This window comes from Mesorhizobium sp. M2C.T.Ca.TU.002.02.1.1, assembly GCF_003997225.1.
Genome location: NZ_RZTO01001509.1, coordinates 1 through 479, shown reverse-complemented (window position 1 = coordinate 479; position 479 = coordinate 1). Strand labels below are relative to the sequence as shown.

1 protein-coding gene is annotated in these 479 nt (G+C 67.4%); it reads right to left on the bottom strand.

All coding sequences use genetic code 11. The features are described from left to right. A partial coding sequence (locus tag EOD07_RS37010) for an L-serine ammonia-lyase, iron-sulfur-dependent, subunit alpha (RefSeq protein ID WP_206519689.1) occupies window positions 1-479 on the bottom strand: 479 nt, incomplete at both ends.

The following is a 479-nucleotide window of genomic DNA, read 5'->3' as shown; positions in this document are numbered from 1 at the left end:
CGGCCGCATTCTCCACTTGCTCGGGCGTGCCGCCCATCACCGCGCAAAGTCCGGCGGCCGCCATTGCCGAAGCTGAACCCACTTCGCCCTGGCAGCCGACTTCGGCGCCCGAGATCGAAGCGTTCGATTTGATGATCCCGCCGACTGCGGCGGCGGTCAACAGGAAGTCGCGTATGCTCGGCTGGTCCGCCTCGGGATGGAAATGCAGCCAGTAGCGCAGCACCGCCGGCAACGTGCCGGCGGCGCCATTGGTGGGCGCGGTCACCACGCGCCCGCCGGCGGCATTCTCCTCGTTGACCGCCATCGCGTAGATCGACAGCCAGTCATTGGCGAGCAAGGGATTGGGCCGGTTCTGCTGCCACTGTTCCTGCAGCTTGTCGTGCAGTTGCCGCGCGCGGCGGCGCACCTTCAGCCCGCCCGGCATGATGCCGTCCTGCGACAGGCCGCGATCGATGCAACCTTTCATCGCGCTCCAGATC